Source organism: Streptomyces sp. NPDC030799, from assembly GCF_055572255.1.
This window is the reverse complement of the sequence record NZ_JBVIDS010000013.1, coordinates 256,407-276,669: the sequence shown is the minus strand read 5'-3', so window position 1 is coordinate 276,669 and position 20,263 is coordinate 256,407. Positions and strand designations below refer to the sequence as shown.

The 20,263-nt window shown below is 68.4% G+C and carries 18 protein-coding genes; 6 read left to right on the top strand and 12 right to left on the bottom strand.

Translation table 11 applies throughout. The annotated features are described in order from the left end of the window. Positions 1–55: 55 nt before the first annotated feature. The 3 genes from ACZ41I_RS30755 to ACZ41I_RS30745 all read left to right on the top strand — a co-directional run bounded on the left by ACZ41I_RS30755 (position 56) and on the right by ACZ41I_RS30745 (position 2,431). Positions 56–280: an acyl carrier protein gene (locus ACZ41I_RS30755; protein WP_399776369.1), complete on the top strand. Its 225-nt coding sequence runs from the start codon at positions 56–58 to the stop codon at positions 278–280. 154 nt (positions 281–434) lie between these two features. Next, positions 435–2,219 carry an acyltransferase domain-containing protein gene (locus tag ACZ41I_RS30750; protein WP_468515591.1) on the top strand — a complete coding sequence of 595 codons (1,785 nt, stop codon included), beginning with the start codon at positions 435–437 and terminating at the stop codon, positions 2,217–2,219. Positions 2,220–2,224: 5 nt separating this feature from the next. Next, positions 2,225–2,431, top strand: coding sequence for a DUF6059 family protein (locus ACZ41I_RS30745; RefSeq protein ID WP_363215300.1), 207 nt, complete (start codon positions 2,225–2,227; stop codon positions 2,429–2,431). A 39-nt stretch (positions 2,432–2,470) separates the two neighbouring features. On the opposite strand, the gene ACZ41I_RS30740 is transcribed toward ACZ41I_RS30745, so the two are convergent. After that, entirely contained in the window at positions 2,471–3,892 is a 1,422-nt protein-coding gene (locus tag ACZ41I_RS30740) for a hypothetical protein (protein WP_468515590.1), read from the bottom strand. A 302-nt stretch (positions 3,893–4,194) separates the two neighbouring features. Here ACZ41I_RS30740 and ACZ41I_RS30735 point away from each other — a divergent pair, with 302 nt between their 5' ends. Next, the gene (locus tag ACZ41I_RS30735; RefSeq protein WP_363215298.1) at positions 4,195–4,926 is read left to right on the top strand and encodes a ferritin-like domain-containing protein; all 732 of its coding nucleotides are present in this window, start codon (positions 4,195–4,197) and stop codon (positions 4,924–4,926) included. Between the two features lie 97 nt (positions 4,927–5,023). Here the strand turns inward: ACZ41I_RS30735 and ACZ41I_RS30730 are convergent, their stop codons facing one another. Further along, positions 5,024–5,464, bottom strand: coding sequence for a hypothetical protein (locus ACZ41I_RS30730; protein WP_468515589.1), 441 nt, complete (start codon positions 5,462–5,464; stop codon positions 5,024–5,026). A gap of 295 nt (positions 5,465–5,759) precedes the next feature. On the opposite strand from ACZ41I_RS30730, the gene ACZ41I_RS30725 reads away from it, so the two are divergent. Continuing rightward, the gene (locus ACZ41I_RS30725) at positions 5,760–7,082 is read left to right on the top strand and encodes a TolB family protein (RefSeq protein WP_468515588.1); all 1,323 of its coding nucleotides are present in this window, start codon (positions 5,760–5,762) and stop codon (positions 7,080–7,082) included. Between the two features lie 22 nt (positions 7,083–7,104). Here the strand turns inward: ACZ41I_RS30725 and ACZ41I_RS30720 are convergent, their stop codons facing one another. From ACZ41I_RS30720 to ACZ41I_RS30700, 5 genes are all read right to left on the bottom strand, one after another. Further along, the gene (locus ACZ41I_RS30720; RefSeq protein WP_468515587.1) at positions 7,105–9,975 is read right to left on the bottom strand and encodes an ATP-binding protein; all 2,871 of its coding nucleotides are present in this window, start codon (positions 9,973–9,975) and stop codon (positions 7,105–7,107) included. A 176-nt stretch (positions 9,976–10,151) separates the two neighbouring features. Continuing rightward, complete coding sequence (locus ACZ41I_RS30715) at positions 10,152–11,486, bottom strand: Dyp-type peroxidase (RefSeq protein WP_468515586.1); 1,335 nt, start codon at positions 11,484–11,486, stop codon at positions 10,152–10,154. Positions 11,487–11,505: 19 nt separating this feature from the next. After that, on the bottom strand, positions 11,506–12,519 hold the full coding sequence (locus tag ACZ41I_RS30710) for a hypothetical protein (RefSeq protein ID WP_399776307.1): 1,014 nt from the start codon (positions 12,517–12,519) through the stop codon (positions 11,506–11,508). A gap of 11 nt (positions 12,520–12,530) precedes the next feature. Continuing rightward, positions 12,531–13,064 carry a hypothetical protein gene (locus ACZ41I_RS30705; RefSeq protein WP_363215292.1) on the bottom strand — a complete coding sequence of 178 codons (534 nt, stop codon included), beginning with the start codon at positions 13,062–13,064 and terminating at the stop codon, positions 12,531–12,533. A gap of 123 nt (positions 13,065–13,187) precedes the next feature. Continuing rightward, the gene (locus ACZ41I_RS30700) at positions 13,188–13,982 is read right to left on the bottom strand and encodes an SDR family NAD(P)-dependent oxidoreductase (RefSeq protein ID WP_468515585.1); all 795 of its coding nucleotides are present in this window, start codon (positions 13,980–13,982) and stop codon (positions 13,188–13,190) included. A gap of 215 nt (positions 13,983–14,197) precedes the next feature. Between ACZ41I_RS30700 and ACZ41I_RS30695 the strand changes: the two genes are divergently transcribed. Next, positions 14,198–14,497 (top strand): tyrosine-type recombinase/integrase, encoded by a 300-nt coding sequence (locus tag ACZ41I_RS30695; protein WP_468515584.1) that lies wholly within the window; start codon positions 14,198–14,200, stop codon positions 14,495–14,497. A 76-nt stretch (positions 14,498–14,573) separates the two neighbouring features. Here the strand turns inward: ACZ41I_RS30695 and ACZ41I_RS30690 are convergent, their stop codons facing one another. The 5 genes from ACZ41I_RS30690 to ACZ41I_RS30670 all read right to left on the bottom strand — a co-directional run bounded on the left by ACZ41I_RS30690 (position 14,574) and on the right by ACZ41I_RS30670 (position 20,262). After that, the gene (locus tag ACZ41I_RS30690) at positions 14,574–14,909 is read right to left on the bottom strand and encodes a deoxyxylulose-5-phosphate synthase (RefSeq protein WP_086602836.1); all 336 of its coding nucleotides are present in this window, start codon (positions 14,907–14,909) and stop codon (positions 14,574–14,576) included. Positions 14,910–16,483: 1,574 nt separating this feature from the next. Then, the gene (locus tag ACZ41I_RS30685) at positions 16,484–17,431 is read right to left on the bottom strand and encodes a reverse transcriptase family protein (RefSeq protein ID WP_468515583.1); all 948 of its coding nucleotides are present in this window, start codon (positions 17,429–17,431) and stop codon (positions 16,484–16,486) included. A 126-nt stretch (positions 17,432–17,557) separates the two neighbouring features. Beyond that, a complete protein-coding gene (locus tag ACZ41I_RS30680) occupies positions 17,558–18,247 on the bottom strand; it encodes a hypothetical protein (protein ID WP_468515582.1) in 690 nt (229 codons plus the stop codon). 1,305 nt (positions 18,248–19,552) lie between these two features. Next, a complete protein-coding gene (locus ACZ41I_RS30675; RefSeq protein ID WP_468326840.1) occupies positions 19,553–19,780 on the bottom strand; it encodes an e9imm peptide in 228 nt (75 codons plus the stop codon). After that, a complete protein-coding gene (locus tag ACZ41I_RS30670; RefSeq protein WP_468515581.1) occupies positions 19,777–20,262 on the bottom strand; it encodes an NUDIX domain-containing protein in 486 nt (161 codons plus the stop codon). The genes ACZ41I_RS30675 and ACZ41I_RS30670 overlap by 4 nt, the downstream gene beginning before the upstream one ends. Position 20,263: the final 1 nt, after the last annotated feature.

Genomic DNA, 20,263 nt, shown 5'->3' with positions numbered 1-20,263 from the left:
ACCCACCGTGACCACCACCACGAGCACCACCGTCACCCTGGCCGACCTGACCCGGATGCTGCGCGAGAGCGCCGGCGAGGAGGAGGGCGTCGACCTGGACGGCGACGTCCTGGACACCCCCTTCCTGGAACTCGGCTACGACTCGCTCGCCCTGCTGCAGGTCATAGGTGAGGTCCAGCGCACCTACGGCATCAGCGTTCCGGACGACGCCGTCGTCGACGCCGAGACCCCCCGCGCGCTGCTCGAACTCATCAACTCCGCCCAGGGCGACGCGGCCTGAGCCGGAGTGCGGGCCGCCCCGATTCCGGATCCCCCGCCGCCAGGGGCGGCCCGCACTCCTCCTTCCCCGACCCGACCCACCCCCCACGCCCCCTGGTTCCTTTCGATCCTTGCCCCACCGGCCGCGGCGGTCCGCGGCCCACGAGGAGGTACCCATGCCGCTGACGGCTGACAGCGCGGTGATCCGGAGGCTGATGGTCCGTCCGGGCCCCGCGGGAGAGGACAGGGCGCCCGTGCCGGCGTCGGCCGCCGCGGTCTCGGCGGTGCTGCGGGCCTTCGGCCGCTCCCCACGCGACCTGCCCGTACGGACCGTCGTCTACGTCGGTGCGCACGCACCCGACCCCGCCCTCGCCCCCGAACACGAGGGCTTCGCGGTACGGACCGCCTCGGCGCCCGGCCGCGCCCTGCGCCTCGCCCACCAGGAACTCCACGACGGCACCGCCGACTTCGCGCTCGTCGCCGGATTCGACGAACCCGAGGCCGGGACCATCACGGTCCACGCGGTCAAACGCGCCGCGGAGGCGGTCGCGGACGGCGACACCGTCCTCGGCATCCTCGACCCCGCCACCCCCGCAGACCCCGGCACCGCGCCCGAGCTGATGCCCCTGACGCACGGCCACCGCGCCACCGACCCCGGCCGGCACCGGCTGCTGCTGTGGTCGGGCCGGGACGAACAGGACGAGCAGCGGGTGCGGGGCGAACTGCTGCCCCTGCTCTCGGGCCTGCACCACGAGGCGTTCCCCGCGCTGCCCACCGTGGTGCCGTGCGGCACCGAGCCCGGACCGGTGCGCGGCGCCGCCGTCACCGTGGCCGCGCTGTCCGCCGCCGCCGTGCACAAGGCGAAGGCGGTCACCGCGGCCAGGCCCCGGCCCGTCGCCCTGCTCTTCCCGGGCCAGGGCTCCCAGCACCACGCCATGGCGGCCGGTCTGTACGGGCGGGAGCCGGTGTTCACCGCCGCCTTCGACGCGGCCGTGTCCCACATGGGCGACGAGGGCCCGCGGATCCGCGCGGACTGGCTCACCGACGGCCGCCCGCTGATCCCCGTCGACGACGTACGCCGCGCCCAGCCGCTGCTGTTCGCCGTCGACTACGCACTCGGCCGCATGGTGATCGGCTGGGGAGTGCGCCCCACCGCGGTGCTGGGCCACAGCGCGGGCGAACTCGTCGCCGCCACCATCGCCGGCGCCGTCGCCCTGCCCGACGCCGTCGCCATGGTCATGGAACGCGTCCGCGAGGCGGTGAGGATCCCGCCCGGCGGCATGCTCGCGGTCGCCGCGGAAGAACACCGCCTGCGCCCCTACCTGCGCGACGACGTGGCCGTTGCCGCCGTCAACGCCAACCAGCAGACCATGCTGGCCGGTCCCGCCGAACCGCTCGCCGAGATCGCCCAGGCGCTCCGTGCGGACGGCCTCACCGTGGTCACCGTACCGGCGACCAGCCCCTTCCACTCCCCGGCGATGGCCCCCGCGTCCGAAGCCGTGGAGGCGGCCTACCGGAACATCCCCCTGCGCCCGCCGACGCTGCCGCTGTACTCCGGGTACACGGGAGAACTGCTGCGCCCCGAGGAGGCGGTCAGCCCCCGCTTCTGGGCCCGCCAGATCACCGACACGGTGTACTTCAAACAGGCCCTGGAGTCCCTGCTCGCCGCCGACGACATGCTCCTGATCGAGGCGGGCCCGCGCCAGACCCTCACCGCCTTCGCCCGCCGCCACCGCGCGGTACGCCTCGGCGCCAGCGCCGCCGTACCGCTGCTCCCGGGCCGCCCCGGCACGGCGGAGGCCGATCGCCAGTCGGTCCTCACCGCGGCGGCCAGGCTGTGGACCGAGGGCCACGCCCCCTCCCCGGTCGCGCTGTCCGCCCTGTGGACGTGGAGCGCCGGCCCGCACACCGGCGCCGAGGACTCCGCCCCCGCCCCCCGGCTCGCCGCGGCGACCTCATGAGGAGCATGACGGCGACGAGAGCGCTGCGCGTCCTGAAGGCGATCTACGGCACTCTGATGGCGGCGGGCCGCATGTACGTCTGGGTCCCCCCGGAGGACCCCCGTCCCGGCCACTGCGACCCCCCGCCCCTCCACCCCGAACGCCTGCGCCCCGACCTCCCCCTGACCGCATACGAACGCGCCCTGGAACAGGAGCTGACGGCCCAGGACTGAGCCGTCGCACAACGGCCCGGGACCGACATCCGGACAGGCTCACGCCGGCGCGAAGACGAACAGGCCCGCGTCCGTGCCGACGTAGCCGTAACCGGTCGCCGTGTCGACGGACGGGATGTTCTCCTCGGACAGGTTCTTCGCCAGCACCTTCTTCGTCCGGGTGTCCACCGCGATGCCGGTGTCGGTGGCGCTCTTGTCGTCCGTCACCCCGTACAGCACCGACCCGTCGGCCGTGAAGCGGACCGGGTCGAGGGTGTGTTCGCCGTCCTGCTGCTCCCACAGCCGCTTGCCGTCGGCCGTCTGCCACACGGCGGTGCCGGGGAAGTCCTCGAACTTGACCACGTCCCGGGCGGCGAGGTCGCCGGAGGGTGAGAACAGCACCTCCGCCGCGCCCTTGTACGAGGTGAGGAGCGCGCCGCTCTTCAGGTCGTACCAGGCGTGGATCCAGCTGCCGGAGGAGAGGGAGGAGCCGGCCTTCCAGCCGACGAGGACCTTGCCGCCGGAGATCCGCAGAATGCGTTTCTCCTCGCTCTCGGGGTGGCCCTTGTCGTCCAGTTCCACACCCTCGGGGATCTTCGCGTCGGCGGTGCTCCACACCTGCTTGCCGGTGGCGAGTTCGTTGAGCGTGATCTGCTCGGGCTCGGTCTGGTAGTTGCTGGCGTTCAGGAAGCCCGGGTAGTAGCCGCCGCTGATGAGCGGGGCATGGGCCACCGAGGCGTCCGCCTGCCCGGTCTCGGCGTCGTAGGTGCAGCTGGCGAGGGTGCCGGTGCAGGTGACCGTGCGGGACGGGCCGCCGTCGACGGGCGTGAGGCGGAGGGTGTCGCCGGCCTTCTCGACGCGGTAGCCGTCCAGCAGGGTGCCCCGCTCGTACGAGGGGACCTTGGCGAGCTCGCCGCCGTCGGCGCCGTACAGGGTGGCCGTGGTGGTGGTCCTCGCCTCGGTGAGGCCGTCGGACTTGCTGGTCGTGGAGGAGGTCACGGCCACGGCGGGGGCGCCGTCGTGCCAGGTGACCGCCTCGACCGTCCTGGCCCTCACCTTCAGCGCCTTGCGGACGGCGCCGGTCTTCACGTCGCGGAACTCCAGCGTGAGGGGCTCGGCCTCCTCGGAGTCGGACAGCATGCCCTCGGTCGGCGTGCCGGCGTAGTCGCCCCGCGCGTCCTTGGCCAGCAGCAGGGTGGAGCCGAGGTCGAGTACGCCGGGTGCCGAGGTGCCCTCGGCGGGCAGGCTCCAGGCGGGCCGTGCGGCGAAGCCGGGCAGCGCGGGCCCGCGGTAGGCGGGGCCCTTCACGGCGCCTTTGGCGGCCGGGGCGGGCGCCGTCGCCTTGTCGCCGCCGGCCGTCGCATCACCGCCACCGTCACCGCCGCACCCGGTCAGCAGCGCCAGGGACAGCGACATCCCGACGAGCGACATCCCCCTGACCGCGCCGCGCGCCCCCGCACGTGTACCGCTTGTGTGGTTCACAGATCACACTCCCCCGTGTTCATGACATAGCGGGGGGTGATCCTAGCGGAATGATGATCTTCCATTGGCGACGGGCGATCGGGCATCGCCGCCACGGCCCGCCGTCGTCCGGGGGCCGTTTCACGGCCGGCAGCCGTCGGATCTGGAGTCCGCCTGGGCCCCGGAGGCGGGACAGCAGAATGGGCACCGCTCCGGGGCGGTTCCGGCGCCGCCCCCGCCCCGGCATGGGGAACGGTTCGGCGCCCGCCGGCGTCGTCCCTCTCCGGGGGACGGGTGGCTGTGCCCCGGAGAGGGGAGACCGGGTGCATACGGACGGCTTCGCCAAGTGGACACGGCGGTTCGAGGACGAGCGCGAGCGCAGGCACGCCCAGGGTGACCCGGACTGGGGGCAGAGCGCGACGCTGCATCCGGCGGTCTGGGCCAGCATTCAGCGCTTCCAGGTCGGCGAGGACGGTGACGGCGCCAATCTCGTCGGCAAGGCGGACGAGGCCGGCGACGGCGACTACGCGCAGGCGGTCCGGCTCTTCGTCGCCGAAGAGCAGAACCACGCCCGTCTGCTCGCCCGGTTGCTGGCTGCGGGCGGCGTACCGACGCTGACCGGCCACTGGAGCGACACGGCATTCGTACGGCTGCGGCGTCTCATGGGCCTGCGCATGGAACTGCTCGTGCTGATGATCGCGGAGGTGGTGGCACTGCGTTATTACCGGGCCCTGCGCGAGGGCACCGACGACGCGCTCACCTCCGATGTGGCGGGGCGGATCCTCGCCGACGAGCAGCGCCACGTCCCGTTCCATTGCGAGCGGCTGCACGCCTCCCTGGCGGAATTGCCCCGCGTGATGCGCCGCCCGGTGATGTCCCTGTGGCGGCTTCTCCTGCTCGCCGTCTCCCTCGTCGTCGCCGTCGACCACGGTCCGGCGCTACGACGACTCGGCATCGGACGCCTGCGCTTCCTGGCCGATGTCGCGGCCTCGTCCGGCGCGGTCGTCTCCGCGGTGCTGGCCCCCCGCCCGGATGCATGGACGAGCGCGGGCTGAAGGGGGGCCGCGCCGGAACCCGAGTGGCGGGGCGCAGTCGCTGCAGTCATCGAGGTCCACGTTGCCCTGACTTCGAGGCGAAACCCGCCGCGAGTCGTCACGACTTGGCAGTGCAGCCCTGTGAGCTGTAGATCCACTCGGAATTGTGCATCTCGATGGACAGGTAGTACGTGTGGTCCTCCGGCAGATCCCCCGTGACGGGTCCGGCGGTGTACCCCGCGGTGTGTCCCTTGGTGCTCGCGACGCGGCCCGTGCTCAGGTGTGCCTCCACCCAGAACCCGTCGGACTCCGCGTCCGTGGCGTACAGAGCGTCACCCGGGCTGCCGCCGTAGGGGTCCTGGTCGAACAGCGCCAGGCCGACGTAGTGGCCGTCCTGGTTGTAGGCGACGGTTTCCCACTCGCTGGGCGACGTGAGGTGGACGCACTTGAAGGTGAAGGTCGGAGCCGCACTCGCAGTGCCGGTCCCGAGCGTCGTCGCTGCCAGAGCGAGCATCGACACGGCCGCGAACGAAGCGGCGGTTCTTCTCTTCTGAGCCATAAAAACGCAACTCCCTTGCTTGAATACGTACTTGCCACTCATCTTTTGTCAACGACGGGCAACTCGCGCACCATATCTGCCCGGGAGCCCCCGCGACACCCTGAGAGCCCATCGTCCCGATGCCCGGACGACGGCGGACGGGGGCTGAGGCAGGCGGTGTTGTGGGCGCGGGTCACTGCGCGCAGCGCGCGACTCGTGGAGGTGTAGGGGGTTCCCTCATGCTTCGGCCGGGCCGACACGGAACGCTGATCGGACAACCGGCTGCCGTGGCGGCGAACCGAACAGAAGGACACCCATGAGACGTCTCTCCGTAATCCGCAACGCAGGGCGCGCAGTGCTCGCGTCGGGAATCGTCGCGGCGCTGTTGTCGGGCGGCGTCGCCCATGCCACGGATGCCGACCCGGGGCCCGCGGGCACGGTGCCGATCAGCAACTCCGCCGGCGGGCCGTCGATCTCCGCCGACGGCCGCTACGTGGCTTTCGCTTCCCTGGCAAGGGATCTGGTGGCGGGCGACACCAACCGAGCGTCCGACGTGTTCGTGCGCGACCGGCAGACCGGCGTCGTCACCAGGGTCAGCGTCGACTCCGCGGGCAACCAGGCCAACGACACGAGCCTGAATCCGTCGATCTCCGCCGACGGCCGCTACGTCGCGTTCGAGTCCACGGCGTCGAACCTGGTGTCCGGCGACACCAACCGCTACCGCGACATTTTCGTGCACGACCTGCAGACCGGTGAGACGAGCAGGGTCAGCGTCGGCAGGCACGGCGAGCAGAGCGACAGTGAGAGTTTCCATCCGTCGATCTCCGCCGACGGCCGCTTCGTCGCGTTCGACTCTCCCGCGTCGAACCTGGTGTCCGGCGACACCAACGACATCCACGACGTCTTCGTGCGCGACCGGCAGACCGGTGAGACCACCAGGGTCAGCGTCGACTCGAACGGCCGCCAGGGTGACGACATCAGCCAACTGCCGTCGATCTCGGCGGACGGCCGCTACGTCGCCTTCTCCTCCGGGGCGAGGACACTGTCCCTGTTCCCCGACAACAACCACGCGGACGACGTGTTCGTGCACGATCAGCTGACCGGGCGCACCGACCGGATCAGCGTCGGTCCCGACGGCAACGAAGGCAATTCCGCCAGTCGCACGGCGACCATCTCGGCCGACGGCCGCTACGTCGCGTTCGAATCCACCGCGTCGAATCTGGTGGCGGGTGACACCGGCGGTCCGTACGACACCGACATCTTCCTGTACGACCGGGTTGCCCGGACGACGACGCAGGTGAACCTCGGCCCCGATGGCCTGAGCGACAGCAGCACCCCCGGCCAGGAGCGGACGACGCTCTCCGCCGACGGCCGCTACATCGCGTTCGTGTCCGGCGAGGACAAGCTGGTGACCGGCGACACCAACTCAAGCTGGGACGTGTTCGTGCGGGACAGGGTGACCGCCACCACGACCAGGGTCAGCGTCACCAATGACGGCTCGCAGAGCGATGGCTACAGCTACAGCCCCTCGATTTCGGCCGACGGCCACCACGTCGCTTTCACGACCAGTGCGACGAACCTGGGCGGTGACGGCACCAGCCGGAAGTTCAACCTGTACGTACGCGACCTCGGCAACTGAGTCGTCGGCCGCCGTGGCGTCCTCAATCACGCGCCGCGGCGGCCCACACGCCGGCCAGAGCAGCACGACCGGAGACGCCGACCTTCGCGTAGACCCGGCCCAGGTGGACTTCGACGGTCCTGGGACTCAGGTGCAGCCGGAGGCCGATGTCCCGGTTGGTCAGGCCGTCCGAGATCAGGTTGACGATCTCGACCTCACGGGCGGTCAAGTCGAAGCGCTGGGCGCCCCTTTCGGGCCGCGGGCCGCGCGCGTTCAGGCGCCGCTCCTCACGCGCGACCTGCGGCAGGAACAGCTGCGCGTCACACCGGGTGAACAACGCGCGGGCGGACACGAGGTGCGTACGGGCCTGGTCGAGCGCCCCGCTGCCGCCGAACGCCGTCGCGGCGAGCAAGTGCGCCCGCCCGGCCTCCACGGCCACCCCGATCCGGCCGAACGTGCCGGCAGCGGCGACAGCGAGCGGTGCGGCTGCCGCCGGATCCGTCGGCAGCGTGGCGATCGCGCGGGCCTGCTGTGCGATGGCTGTGCGTAGCGGAAGCTCAAGCCGACCGGCCGCGTCCTCCGCCCGGTCGGCCCATGCCGCGGCCGCGGCAACCCGGCCGGCCGCGACCTCCGCCTCCGTGAGCAGCAGGTACACCAACGGCCTGGTGCGCAGGCCCACCGCGGGCAGCTCGGCCCCACCGCCACTGGTGAGCAGCAGCTCGATGCAGGCGTGCGGATCACCCGAGTGCAACATCGCCTGCGCCAGCATCGCCTCGGCCTGGCCACTGCGCCAGGAACTCATGGCCGTCGCCTGGTCGTCGACGACGATGGCCTCCTTGCCCAGGCGGATCGCCTCGGCCAGGTCGCCGCGCCAGGTGGTGATCCAGCACCCGAAGGTCAACGCCATGACGCGCAGCTCCTCGCTGCCGGTCAGTTCCGCCGCCTCCAGGCTGTCGTCGAAGCAGGTCGTCGCCGCCGCCAGCTCGCCGAGGTAGGCATGCACCATGCCGCGGATCGCGGTCAGCAGCGCGATCTTGTGGGACTGCCCGCTCGCGCGGGCCAGTTGCAGGCCGCGGCTCATGTGCCGGCTCGCCGCCGTGAGCCGGTCGGCGGAGATTTCCGACCAGCTCAGCCAGAACGCCGCATCGATGTCGCGGACCAGGTCGCTGTCGGGCAGCGCGTCCAGGAGTGCGGCCGCCTCGTCCAGCCGGTCCGCCCGCCGGTCGATGAGCGTCGCGGCCGACAACGCCGTCGCCAGCAGCATCGGATCCCCGACTTCCCGCGCGGCGGCGATCGCCTCGGCCACCCGGTCCTGTCCGTGTTCGCGCTCGGCACTTTCACCGGCGACGAGTGCGACGAGCAGGACGGCCGCCGCGTGGGCGTCCACACCTTCGACGCGTTTCCACTCGCTGTGCAGCATCGCCCTGGCCTCGGTGTAGCGCCCGAGAATCTGCTCCACCGTCGCACAGGCCCGCACTGTCTGTGCCCGGATCCGGGTGAGTTCGGCAGGCAGGAGCCGCAGCACCTCGTGCATGGTTTCCCTGGCCTGCCGCAGGTCGCCCGTGGCGCCGAGTGTCTGCGCCAGCCGGCCCAGCAGGATCAGGCGCTGCGGCGTGGCCGACTCCGAGTCGGGGAGCAACCGGATGGCCGCCCGCAGGAAGTGCCCGGCGGTCGTCGGCGTGGTGTGCATCGTCGCCTCGGCCGCCTCGGTGAGCGCCGCGACCGCCTCCAGGTCACCGCGGACGGCGGATCGCTCCACGTGCCGGGCGAACTCGGCCGGCGGCGTGCCCCGGCTCCGGAGTGCCGAAGCGGCCCGGCCGTGTGCCTGAAGCCGCCAGCCGGGACCGGCGTCCTGGTAGGCGACGCTGCGCACCAGCGGATGCCGGTACCGGAACCGGCCGGTCGCGCCGTCCAGCCGCACCAGGTCACGCTCGGCGAGCCGGTCGAGCGCGGCGAGCACGGACCCGGCGTCCATGGCCGCTGTCTCAGCGAGCGAATCGGCCTCGAAGTCGTCCCCCACGACCGCGGCGGCGTGCGCGACGACCCGCTCCTGCGGGGTCAACGCGGCCAGCTCCGCGGCGAGCACCGCGTGAACCGCCACCGGGATCGCCCCGTCGGGGTGGAGCGCCGCATCACCGACGGCGATACCCCGCTCACCGGCCCGCACCAGGGCTTCCAGGTAGAACGGGTTTCCGCCACTGGCCCGGTAGAGCTCCTCCCGCCGGGAACGGCCCAGCCTTTCCGGCATGAGGTGGCCGGCGTCGGCTTGGCTCAGCGGTGCGAGTTCCAGCAGCTCGGCCGCCCCGTCGGTCACGGCGCGGGACAGCGCGTGCCACAGCCGCAGCGACGTCTGCCGCGGCCTGCCCGCCACCGCCAGGACCAGCCGCGCCTGGGGCGGGTGGCGCAAGAGGTGGTCGAGCAGCTCGACCGAACCCTCGTCCGCCCAGTGCAGATCGTCGAGGACGAGCACCAGGCCGGACGGCTCGGCGACCAGCTCCAGCAACGCCCGAACCGCCCGGTGCAGCCGGTACCGCTCCGCGTCGACCAGGTCGGCGGGACCGGCAGCGGGAATCGCCGGGAACACGGTCGCGAGAAGTGCGAGCTGCTGCCGTCCGAGGGCGGCGAGACGCTCTGGGCCCAGCTCGGCGAGCTGGTCGTCGAGCGCGTCGACGAACACACCGAACGGGATGTGGGACTCGAACTCCGCCGCGCGTGCGCTGCGGACCGTCCATCCTGCTGTGTCCGCGAGCTTCCCCAGCTCCGTCAGCAGCCGGCTCTTGCCGATCCCCGGTTCGCCGGTGACCGCCACGCACCAGGGGCCACCTTCGCCCGCCAGCACCGCCCGCAGGATCGCGACTTCTCGCGCCCGGCCGGGCAATCCGCCGACGGGCTCCCCTCTCGCTGCGTCAGTCATGCTGGCGTCGACTCACTTTCCGTCCCCGACCAGGCGATGGTACCGACGCTCCCGCGCCCTCGGCAGGCGGCTCAGCCGATCACCTCAGTCCGCAAGCACGGAACAGCGCCGCGATGAAGACGACCGTGACTGCGTCGAGTACCAGGTGCAGGGCCTCCATGGACGCTTCCCCGTTGTCAGCCGTGCGGGTCGCCGAGCCAGCGCAGTGCGGTCAGGCTCGGCAGGAAGCAGTACTCGCCTCCTCGCGTGACGACGAAGCGCGGCAGTGCTGCGAGGCGTCGGCGCAGCGGCCGCCGGGGAATGGTGAAGTCGGTGGAGCCGTCGCGGGATCCGGTCACGGGGTCCTGGGCGTTGTTCGCGCCGAAGAAGACGCCGTCGTTCATCCACTGCGACTGGACGAACTCGAACTGCCGCCCCAGATGCGCGCCGATGAACGCGAACATCAGGCCGCGGTCGGCTCCGTCGTCCTCCAGGACTCCCTCGGGCAGCGGCGGACCGTAGACGGCGCCGCGCCGGATCATGCGGTGCAGCCGTACCTCTCCGGCCACCGCGGCGTCACGGGGGTTGGCCCGGCGGATGTGGCAGCCGCCCGGCGTCGTGAATCCCGCCGGGTCGTCGCTCTCGTACAGGAAGGTGTTACGGCGGTACGGGTCGGCGCCGAGCGCGGGATCGTCGTGCTGCGGAGCCAGCGCCAGGGGAGCGCCGCTGCGCCAGCGTCCCATGATCTTCGCGGCGATCAGTTCCTCGTCCTGGGGCCCGGTGGAGTTGTCCTTCAGATAGCGCCGGAACTCGGCGGCCTTCTGGTGGAGTTTGCGAAAGACCGCGTAACTGCCGTTGCGTCCCAGCACGTTCGGCTGCGGGCTCTGGAGACCGCCGATCTCGTCCCGGTAGCCCAGCACGAACTCACCGGCTCTCAACGGCACTTCCAGCCGGTTGGATCCCGGTATGCCGCTGCCTTCGACGGCCGGATGGCTGACCCCGTCGCGATAGCCGAAGTGCTCGGTCTCGGTGGGCAGGGCGTAGCAGTCCTGCCGCCATATCGCCGTCACCCCGGACAGCCGGTCGTACGCCGGGCGGGCCCGGTCGACGGCCGCCTCCAAGTGCGCCGGGTCGGGCGCGACCGCTGTGAGCACCACATGCACGTCGGGACTGCCCAGCGGGGTCTCCCAGTGCTCCGGGCTGCTCTCGCCCACATCGCCCAGCGCTTCGGCGCGGGCCGCCATCCCCTGCCGGAACTCCCAGGCGAACGTGTCCAGCGAGGCGCGCGGCACTCCCAGCGTCTCCAGGCCACGACAGGTGACGGCCACACTCACCCACGTCTCGCCCAGGGAGCTGACGGAGTCCGCCGCGGAGGTCACCGCCGTACTCGCGCGCCGCATCAACTCCCGGCCGTGCTCCCGGTCGTCGATACGGAAGGCGAGGTAGGTCGCCGCGTACGGCGTCGGCCGGGCGTTGAGAACCCCACTCTGGATGTCGTCGAGTTCCAACGTGACGTCCGTGTTCCCAGTCACGGTCGACCTCCCCGCTGCACTATTTGGTGACGAGGTTTCGCCAGAAGTTCCGCAGACTGTCGTCCCCGCCGAACAGAGAGCTGAAGATCGTCGAGTCCGCCAGCAGCAGATCGCCGGCACGCTCACCACCGGGCGGCATCCACAGGAACATGTTGAACTCCGTGTTGCCGGCCTCGGTGAACGGATGCGGCCTCGACATGTCGATCGGCTGCCTGGCCAGCACGCGGACGGCGTCCGGGTCATCGGTCGTCACGTCGTAGTGGGGCAGGTGCATGTGGAAGTTGAAGTTCGTCACCCCGTCCAGCCAGCCCTTCGGGTCCTGGTCCCGGACTGTGGACAGAGGGGCGATCTGGTTGCCCTCGCCCGTCGCCGGACGCAGCCCGTACCGGTTCATGACCGGCACGCCGAGGCCTTTCATCACGTCCCTCACATAGGTGGCGAACCGCTGCTGCCGGGGCACCAGGGGATCGCCGTGGTGGCGGTATTCCATCTCCCGGACCTTCAAGTCGTCCGAGGCGCCGACGTCATGGTGCGGGCCCAGCACGAGGCAGGAGTCCTCCCGGGCGAGAAACGCCCGCAGGGCGTCGATCTCGCCGGGCTGGGCCTCCTGCTCGGTGACCGCGTGGTCCAGCCCGAACACGAACAGCACGTCCGTGTCACCGAGCACCCGCTCGTCGAGCGGTGTGAAGAAGCCCGCCTGGTCGATGCGCTGGTACACCGGGACGGGATGCCCCGTGACCTCCTCGACGAAGTCCTGGAACGGCACCCACGCCCAGAAGAACAGCTCCAGGGACCCGGCGATGCCCTGCTGGAACCGGTACGGGTCCGACCACTTCGGATCCTCGTACGCCGGCCAGGCAACCCGCCTGACCTCGGTCATCGTGGAGAAACGGTTGTCCAGTTCGGCCGCGTTGCGACCGGCCTCGGCCGGATAGCTCCACGAGACATAGATGCTCACCCGCCGCCCGTCAGGGGTGTACTCCCGCGGAACGTGCCGCTGGTTGTACGTCCGCGCGGTCCTGACCTCGCTCATTTCGCTCAGCCTCACTGCATCTGATCGAGCATCTCCGACAGAGCGCTCTTGATCCGCAGAGCCTTTTTGATCTCGTCCGCCGTCACGTACGGATACTCTCCGTACTCGATGAAGCTCGGACAGTGGTGCTCCCGTACGAAGCGCACGAACGCCTCCGGGTTCGTCTGCCAGTCCTCGGGAAACCCTTCGAGGTTCTCGAAGGTGGTGCTCACGCCCGACTTGCTGAACAGCGCGACGGCGTCCTCGGTGTACTTGTCGAAGTCGGTGTCGAAGATCCCCTGGTACATGAAGCGGGTGTCGTCGTCGAAGAGAACCCAGCGCAGGTAATGCAGCTTCAACGGCGCGAGGAAGTGCGGATCCTGCTCCAGCGCCTTGGCCAGGGTGTGACCGTGCTCCCGTATCGCGTCGGCCCTGCCCGGCTTGACGTTCGCGATGATGGTGAACCCGTAGCAGGCCGGAGTTCTGGGAAAGACGGGGCCGTACTTCCCCTGTTCCAAGTGGTCCGTCTCCTTTGGGATGACGACCATCTGCGGCTTGATCTCCATGTCCGCTCCTCCGCATTCCACAGGTCGGAACCCACCTACAGCGTGGCACCGGACGGCTGACCGCGCCCGCCGAGCGGCCGGGGGCCGACGGGTCAGCGTCAGTGGAGGGGCAGGGGCAAGAGATCACAATGTCTTGACCTGGCCGCCATCGATGGTGAACTCGGCTCCTGTGATGTTGCCGGCGAGCGGGGAGGCGAGGAAGAGAGCCAGATCGGCGACTTCGTGAGCTTCGGTGACTCGTCCTGTGGAGATGCCCATGCTCTGCGGCACGACTGCATCGATGGCTTCCTGCGCGGTGGTGCCGGCCTGGGCCGCCGTGGCATCGGCGAAGCCGCCCGGCGCGGTCCAGAAGGGAGTGCGAACCGGCCCCGGGGCGATCGCGTTGACCCGGACGCCTCGCGGTGCGAACTCCTCGGACAGCGACTTGGTCAGGCTGCTCAGCCCGGCCTTGGCCGCGGAGTAGTCCACGACCATGGGGAAGGGGAGACGCGCGTTGATGGAGCTGATGTTGATGATGGAACCCCCGTCCACGACCAGCAGGTGAGGAAGCGCAGCGCGGCTGGCCCGGACCGCGCTGAACAGGGTCATGTCGAAGATCCGTTGCCACTCGGCGTCGTCGATGTCCAGGAAGCTCGGACGGGGCGTCGCGGTACCCAAATTGTTGACCAGGACGTCGACCCTGCCGTACTGGTCCACCGCGTGTCGGACGAGTGCGCCCGGTCCGTCTGCGGTGGACAAGTCGACCGGGAGTGCGGTGACGCCGTACTTCTCGTGGAGCCCTTTGAGCTCGGGAGTAATGCTCCGGCTGCCGACGGTGACGTGTGCGCTTTCACGGGCGAACGCATCGGAGATGGCGAGGCCGATGCCCTTGCTCGCTCCGGTGACGACGGCGACCTTGTCCTTGAGCTGGAGGTCCATGGCGGTCCTTCTCCGGGTTGGTCACCCCCTATATCGAGGGTAGGCAGAACCGGCACCGCCGGCTCAGGCGGGCAGCCGGCCCCCGCCTCGGATGGGGGCTGACCTGGTCTGCGCTGGGGAGAGGCGTCTGCGCTGAAGGTGGGCCGCGTGAACCTGGCCTCCTGCCGGGCCCACATCGTCGAGGCGTACGCCGAGGACAACGGCAAGCAGCGGTCGTGAAGGCCGGGCTGGGTCACCTCAAGGTCATCCCGCACAAGCTGCGGCACACGGCGGCCTCGCTCGCCATCGCCAGCGGAGCGGACGTCAACGTCGTACAGACGATGCTGGACCACAAGTCCGCGACGCTGACCTTGGACACTTACGGGCATCTTTTCCCGGACCGTCTGGACGAGGTCTCGAAGAAGATGCACAAGCGCCGTGCCAAGCAGTTGGCCAAGGCCAAGCTTGAGAAGGCCGAGAGGAGGGCTCGCGAGGCCGCCGAGGCGGTGGCTGCCCTGGAGGATCCCGCAGCGTGATGTGTGCCTCAGCGTGGTGCGTATGACAGCAGAGCCGCTTCGGCGGCGTGGCGAAGCGCCCCCTGCTTTCGGGCTGCTATGGCAGGTCGCGGCGGACCAACGCCTGAGCGAATGGTTCTCCGGTGGCCCGGGCGTAGGCCATCCGCTCGCGCACCTCGCTGAGGGTGCGTGGGCGGTAGCCGGGGCCGCCGCAGCAGCTCTTGTGGAAGCGCACACCGGCGTGCAGCAGCACGGAGAGGGTGCGCCAGGCGGCGGTGTCCCGCCTCTTGGGTGCTGCGAAGGCGGAGCCGACGTGAATCAGTGGTTCGGCGCAGCGTGGACAGACCCGGTCGTGGTCGTGGTAGCCGGGGTAGGGCTGCTTGTACGAGGCCCGGCAGGGCAGGCAAACGTACGAGGTCTTTCCATGGGCCATGCGGGAAGGGTAGGGCCGGCGCAGGGTCGGGCTCGACAGATTTCCGGCATGCTGCGTCGGCTCTTCAGTAAAGGTGGGTCGGCGACGGGCGACCGTACTTCCTTCTCCTAGTGGCCGCGGAGCTCTGCGTCGATGGCATCAGCAACGTCCCCGGCGGCCAGCTCGCTGATCTCCCTGGGGACCTTGCGGTTCGTCATACACGAAGAGTCTTGCGTCAACGACGTGGGTCTTCGGTTGCCAGCCGAGACGGCGGCCCGCCTCGCGTGCAGCACGACATGTGTGCTGCAAGCGCAGGAGCCCTCCCGTCCGCTGGACGGAAGGGCTCCTGACCTGGTGTTCCTCTGTGCCCCCGGCAGGATTCGAACCTGCGACACCCGCTTTAGGAGTTCGATCCGCGCCCGCTCCGGCCGCTGCCGTCGACTGGCGCGACGGCCAGACAGAGACGCGGGTGTACGCCCCTGTCCGGCGTCGTTGATGTCAGCCGTGGATGTCAGAAGCCTTCTGATCCGTAGCTCTATGTGGCTCGGTCAGTGAGGGTCGTACTGGTCGCGCTACGGCTCTACGAGGACCCCGTTGGACGGGGCCGGTTGCTGGGGTTGCTGTACTTCACTGCTGTACCGCAGGCAAGAAGGCCCGTGACAACGGCTACTGCGTCAGCGTAGGCACCGGCAACTTCGGCAGCCGCCTTGCAGGAAATCAGAACGATGACGATCACCGTGATCAGCCATGGACGCACGACAGGGTTTGACACACCCCACGGGATGGGGGAGACACTCATCAGCGACCCTCCAAGGGTTCAGCGCCCGCCCCGGCCGCCAGGCCGGCAAGCTCCGCAGCCGAGGCGGGCATCACTCCGTTCGGCATCATGTTGAAGGCGCTCGAGGAGCTGGCGCAAAGCGTCCATGCCTCGCCCAACTAGAGGTCGAGGACTACCACTTGGTGTGCGGCTTCAACTCATTTTTGACTCACGCCAACGCGCTGATCAGCCCTGATGCGCTGTCTTGACTCCAAACGCGGTTAATCAAGGCTGCAACTAATCTCACAAGCCTGGGATGAAGTGCAGCATAAATACGCAAAAGAGGCCATCGATTCTTTGCTAACGCTTTAGCTAGCCGGGCCGGGAACGGCCCGAGACCTAACCGGTCGGGCTTCGTTGATGCCCACGAGAGACCTGTCAGCGTTGACCGCGCACCATCGCCTCACGCCGAGGGCAGATGCACGCTTTCCAAGTCTGTTGGTGGTCCAGCGACCCTGATGCCGGGGCGTTCACCTGGGTTCATGTCCGTCCGCTGGTTCAACGAGAACCGACGGTCGAACCCTCCTGAACGGTGGCGTCCATCCCTGAATGAGACGGGAACTGAGACGGACTAGCCCGGCGGGCCTTTGGGCGCTGTACACCCAGCACCTCGTCCGACGGCATCAGTAGCCGAAGAAGTGATGATGCAGCGCCGCTACCACGGGGCCCTGTTCAGGGGGCCGTTGTGACCAGCGTGGACGCTGTCGTTGTTCGTCCTTGTTGGTAGTCGTTGGCCACCCTCGGACGGCCCACAGACGGCCCGGTGATGGGTGCAGACCTAGAGGAGATCGTAGATATCTTGATCCGGCTCCGGAACCAGCTCATCGAATTCCCGCAATAGTGGATAACCTACGTCTGGCTCCACTGCGGCGATATAGCATGCCCAGCCCAACAGGCGACGCCGAAGCATCACCTCGGCCGCGCCGCCGAACTCGCTCATGTAGGTGTAGTAACCGAATTTCGATATTACGTGCAAAATCCATCGCATCTTACGCTTTAGCTGACGCGGGATCCGTGGCCCGTCCGATTCACCGACGTACAAGCCGGTGACGTATTGTGGACCACCGCGGCGCATGAAAGCGGTTTTGCGCGTGTTCACCGACCAGCCGGCGTCGTCGAGGATTTGAGCGATATCCACCGAATGGCGGTCAGTGACATCGCCGGAGAATGTGAGATCGTCGACATAGCGCGTAAACGACAAGCCCTCTGACTGTGCGTATTCGGCGAGGGACCGGTCTGTGCCCAGAAAGGCCAAATTAGACAGGAGGGGTGAAGTGCTAAGTCCGATTGGCAGCTTGCCGCCGATGGTGACGAGATTGACGGCAATGTCCGCGGCTTTCTCTTCGTAGCCTTGCTCTCGCAATGCAGTTTTTATTGTCGCGGCGCCAATTGACGGAAAGAAATCCTCAAGATCCATGCGCAAAACGCATGGTTTTGCTAGGTGCTGACTGGCGTTGCTGATCGTAGAACGCCCGCGAACAAATCCGTGAACATGATTGGGCGGATCATACGAGAACAGGTGTAGAAAGCTTCGATGCAAATTCTTGCTAATGGTAGCCAAGGGTTGCCTCGGATTGAATACTTCTCGTATTCCGCCGTGCTTCTTGCGGTATATCCGCTGATCGTAGAGCCGCCCGGCACCCGCAGGAAGAGCCAAGGATAGCGCTTCTAGAATTTCGACCGATACGCCGGCTTGCTCTGCCAGGTCATCAACTAAGTATGGCACTGCCCCCCCTGTGATGGGACAAAGCGAGGTAGGGTCGCACTCCCATGCAAGGACTATCATGCAACGCACGCGAACTCGCGCACAACGCTGACCGCGACCCTACCTCGCACGCGATTGTATCATGCTTCAATGAAGTGGGTCCTTGCGGCTAGAGATGCGACCGCGCTCGAATGAATAGAGCATGGAAATGGACGGCTCGATCTCGCGGAATGCCCTATAGGCCCAGTCTTTCGGTTCTGTGGTGCAGCCCGCTTGAAGCCATCTACTTACTGCTGCCATGACATAGTCGATGATGGCCGTAGACATGTAGTCAGTCTTGGCGACCATTGTGATCTTCAACTGCGGTAATGGTGTGGCTTTGCCGATCGTTTTGTAGGCCTGCCTGGCGACGTTACCGGGAAGTCGGCGAATGATTGCAGCCATGCCCTCGCTCTGCTCTATGTAGCAAAGCAACTCAGATTCGCGGCGATGACGGATCAATAGATCACTCAGCAATTTCACGTACATGGACTCGATCATCCCGGATTCCGTGTCGCTAGGTACACCCGTTCGATCGGTTACGACCATGTATGATCGAAAGAAGATGGTCTGCATGAGCTCTAGAAATGGACCGGAGACTTCTAGCGGATCGGTCGAGCTGTGAAAACCGTTCTTGCGAAACTCTTCGAAGCTGGGAAGTCCGGCCAGGCTACTCTTCGCAGATAGCCTTTTATGCAAATCCCGAATCTTTCCCTCTGTGTCATCTGCATCTTCACCCAGTTCAACCGCGCCGACGATCAGCGGCTGGGAGATATTCCCGTTTCCTGACTCGTCCATAAATAGCTTCACCGCAAAGAGCCTTTCGTGAGGCCTGCCGCAAGGCCGCCAAGCCGTCCGCGTCGTCGCGCTGATATCGACAGCCGCGGGAGTTGCACCTTCATCGGATACGGGGTGCCGGGCGCAGGACATAGGTGCCCCCACCGGACTCGCTTCGTACCGCCCGAGTCGGACGAACCATGGCTTCTGGACCCCGGACGATCGCGCGCGGTGGCGAGCCATCGCCACTGCGAGATAGACAAGCACAGGAGTTGCGCGACGCGGATAGACATCCTCCTCCCAAAGACGAGTCAGGAGCGAGCGGCTTCCAGCGCCGCGTTGAGCAAGAGTAGAGCCGATCCCGCGATGGGCCAGCCGACGGATCCACCGTCGCACAGCATCAGTGCACTGACCACGGGCCCAACCACCAGGCCTCACCTACGACGGCGACCCAGCAGCCCCCCCCGCGATCCTTGCAAGCTTGACCACGACTTGATCATGACAGGCGCTGCCCCCACTGCCAATGGCGAGATCCTCTCCATGGCCTGCACCTTGCACACGCGGTCGGCGGAACGACTTTGGCCGGGAGCTGCTTTGGCGCGAGTGATCATGGCCCCGTAAGCTTCCGGCGCGTCGGGCAGTCTGTGGACCTGCCCGGTAAAGCACGACGTTGGGGCCATGATCTGCGAGGCTCGCGCCAAAGTGGCTGGCTAAAGTCGTGGAGCCGACCGCCCCAGCCACAGAGGGTTTCTCCTCCCTCGGGGCTGCGCCCGCTGTCCGGCCGGCGGCCTGGCGCGGGATCAGCGGGCCGTGCGAATCGCCTGCGCACACGGCGGCGTTGGCCCGCGTGTTGTCGCCACCACGATCCGGCCTCTTGCGGGTACACGAAGCGTCTTTGACCTGCACCGTTGGGGCTCACCCATCGCACCCCGTGCCCGTGTTGGAATGTGGCCGCTGCGTGCGGCGACGGACGGGCGGCGACGTGCGGCCGGTGGCGAAGACAGTTGAGGCGGCGCGGCGGCGACCGGCCGGCGCCGCCGCGCTTGGCGCGGCCCTCGGGTCCTGATCCGACCTACTGGAGTAGGCAACCGGGTGGAAAGGGGCGCGTGGTGGCCCCGGAAGCGGGCCGTTGGCGTCGGACCGCTGTTTTGTCCCTTCCCGAGGCCGGATCGTGGTGGCGGCGACAGGTGGGCCGGGTGCGGCCGTTGATGCGCTTGGGCGGAGTGTGCGGCGGTCGGGTTGGCGATGATCGAGAGCAGCGTTGGCCGCCGGACGAGCGAGCGCAGCGAGCCTTGATCAAGTAGGGAAAGTCTTACCGCGCTCTGATCACAGAGCGAACGGTTCGTAGGCCAGGGCTCGGTCCACGACCTTCTGGGCCGTCTGCTGCGGGTCGAAGTCCCAGAAGATGTAGTCACTGATGTGTGGGCAGCCGAGCCCGCGTTTCAGTGCTTCGATGATCTGGCCGGCTTCCGCATCGTCGGCGTAGTCGGCGTCCATGAGCCGCTGGACGAGCAGGATGCCCTCCTCGCGGCTCATGCTCCGCGGTGTCGTCATGCAGCCCTGCTGCCGGGCTTCCGCCCGTGTTCGAGGTAGACCGGTGCGGCTTCGTTGCGAGCCTCGGCGGCTGCGAGGATGCGTCGGGCCAGTCGCGGGATCGTGCGCTCGGTGATCTGCTCCGGAGAGACAAACGCGAAGCTCTTCAGCTCCTCCGGCTGCAAGGTGATCGCCCCCAGGTGGTCCTGGGTGAGCTGGCCGCCGTCGAACAGGTACAGCACCTTGTCGCCCTCGGCCTCGTTGGGAGCCCAGTCGACCGCGAGCAGGCGCCCAATGGGCGGGGTGATACCCAGCTCCTCCTGGACCTCACGGATGGCAGCGTGCAACGGGGACTCGCCGGTCTCGACGTACCCGCCGGGGATCTCCCAGTAGTCCTTGTAGGACGGCTCCACCATGAGAACCCGCCCGGCGGCATCAAAGAAGAGCACACCCGCTGCCATGCGCGGGTGCGCCATCTTCGCTTCGTGTGCATTCGGCGCCATG

Coding starts and splice junctions, on each gene's coding strand:
- ACZ41I_RS30755 (WP_399776369.1), top strand. CDS start 56: ATGCTGCGCGAGAGCGCCGGCGAGGAGGAGGGCGTCGACCTGGACGGC.
- ACZ41I_RS30750 (WP_468515591.1), top strand. CDS start 435: ATGCCGCTGACGGCTGACAGCGCGGTGATCCGGAGGCTGATGGTCCGT.
- ACZ41I_RS30745 (WP_363215300.1), top strand. CDS start 2,225: ATGACGGCGACGAGAGCGCTGCGCGTCCTGAAGGCGATCTACGGCACT.
- ACZ41I_RS30730 (WP_468515589.1), bottom strand. CDS start 5,464: ATGGCTCAGAAGAGAAGAACCGCCGCTTCGTTCGCGGCCGTGTCGATG.
- ACZ41I_RS30725 (WP_468515588.1), top strand. CDS start 5,760: ATGAGACGTCTCTCCGTAATCCGCAACGCAGGGCGCGCAGTGCTCGCG.
- ACZ41I_RS30720 (WP_468515587.1), bottom strand. CDS start 9,975: ATGACTGACGCAGCGAGAGGGGAGCCCGTCGGCGGATTGCCCGGCCGG.
- ACZ41I_RS30710 (WP_399776307.1), bottom strand. CDS start 12,519: ATGAGCGAGGTCAGGACCGCGCGGACGTACAACCAGCGGCACGTTCCG.
- ACZ41I_RS30705 (WP_363215292.1), bottom strand. CDS start 13,064: ATGGAGATCAAGCCGCAGATGGTCGTCATCCCAAAGGAGACGGACCAC.
- ACZ41I_RS30700 (WP_468515585.1), bottom strand. CDS start 13,982: ATGGACCTCCAGCTCAAGGACAAGGTCGCCGTCGTCACCGGAGCGAGC.
- ACZ41I_RS30690 (WP_086602836.1), bottom strand. CDS start 14,909: ATGGCCCATGGAAAGACCTCGTACGTTTGCCTGCCCTGCCGGGCCTCG.
- ACZ41I_RS30680 (WP_468515582.1), bottom strand. CDS start 18,247: ATGGACGAGTCAGGAAACGGGAATATCTCCCAGCCGCTGATCGTCGGC.
- ACZ41I_RS30675 (WP_468326840.1), bottom strand. CDS start 19,780: ATGACGACACCGCGGAGCATGAGCCGCGAGGAGGGCATCCTGCTCGTC.
- ACZ41I_RS30670 (WP_468515581.1), bottom strand. CDS start 20,262: ATGGCGCCGAATGCACACGAAGCGAAGATGGCGCACCCGCGCATGGCA.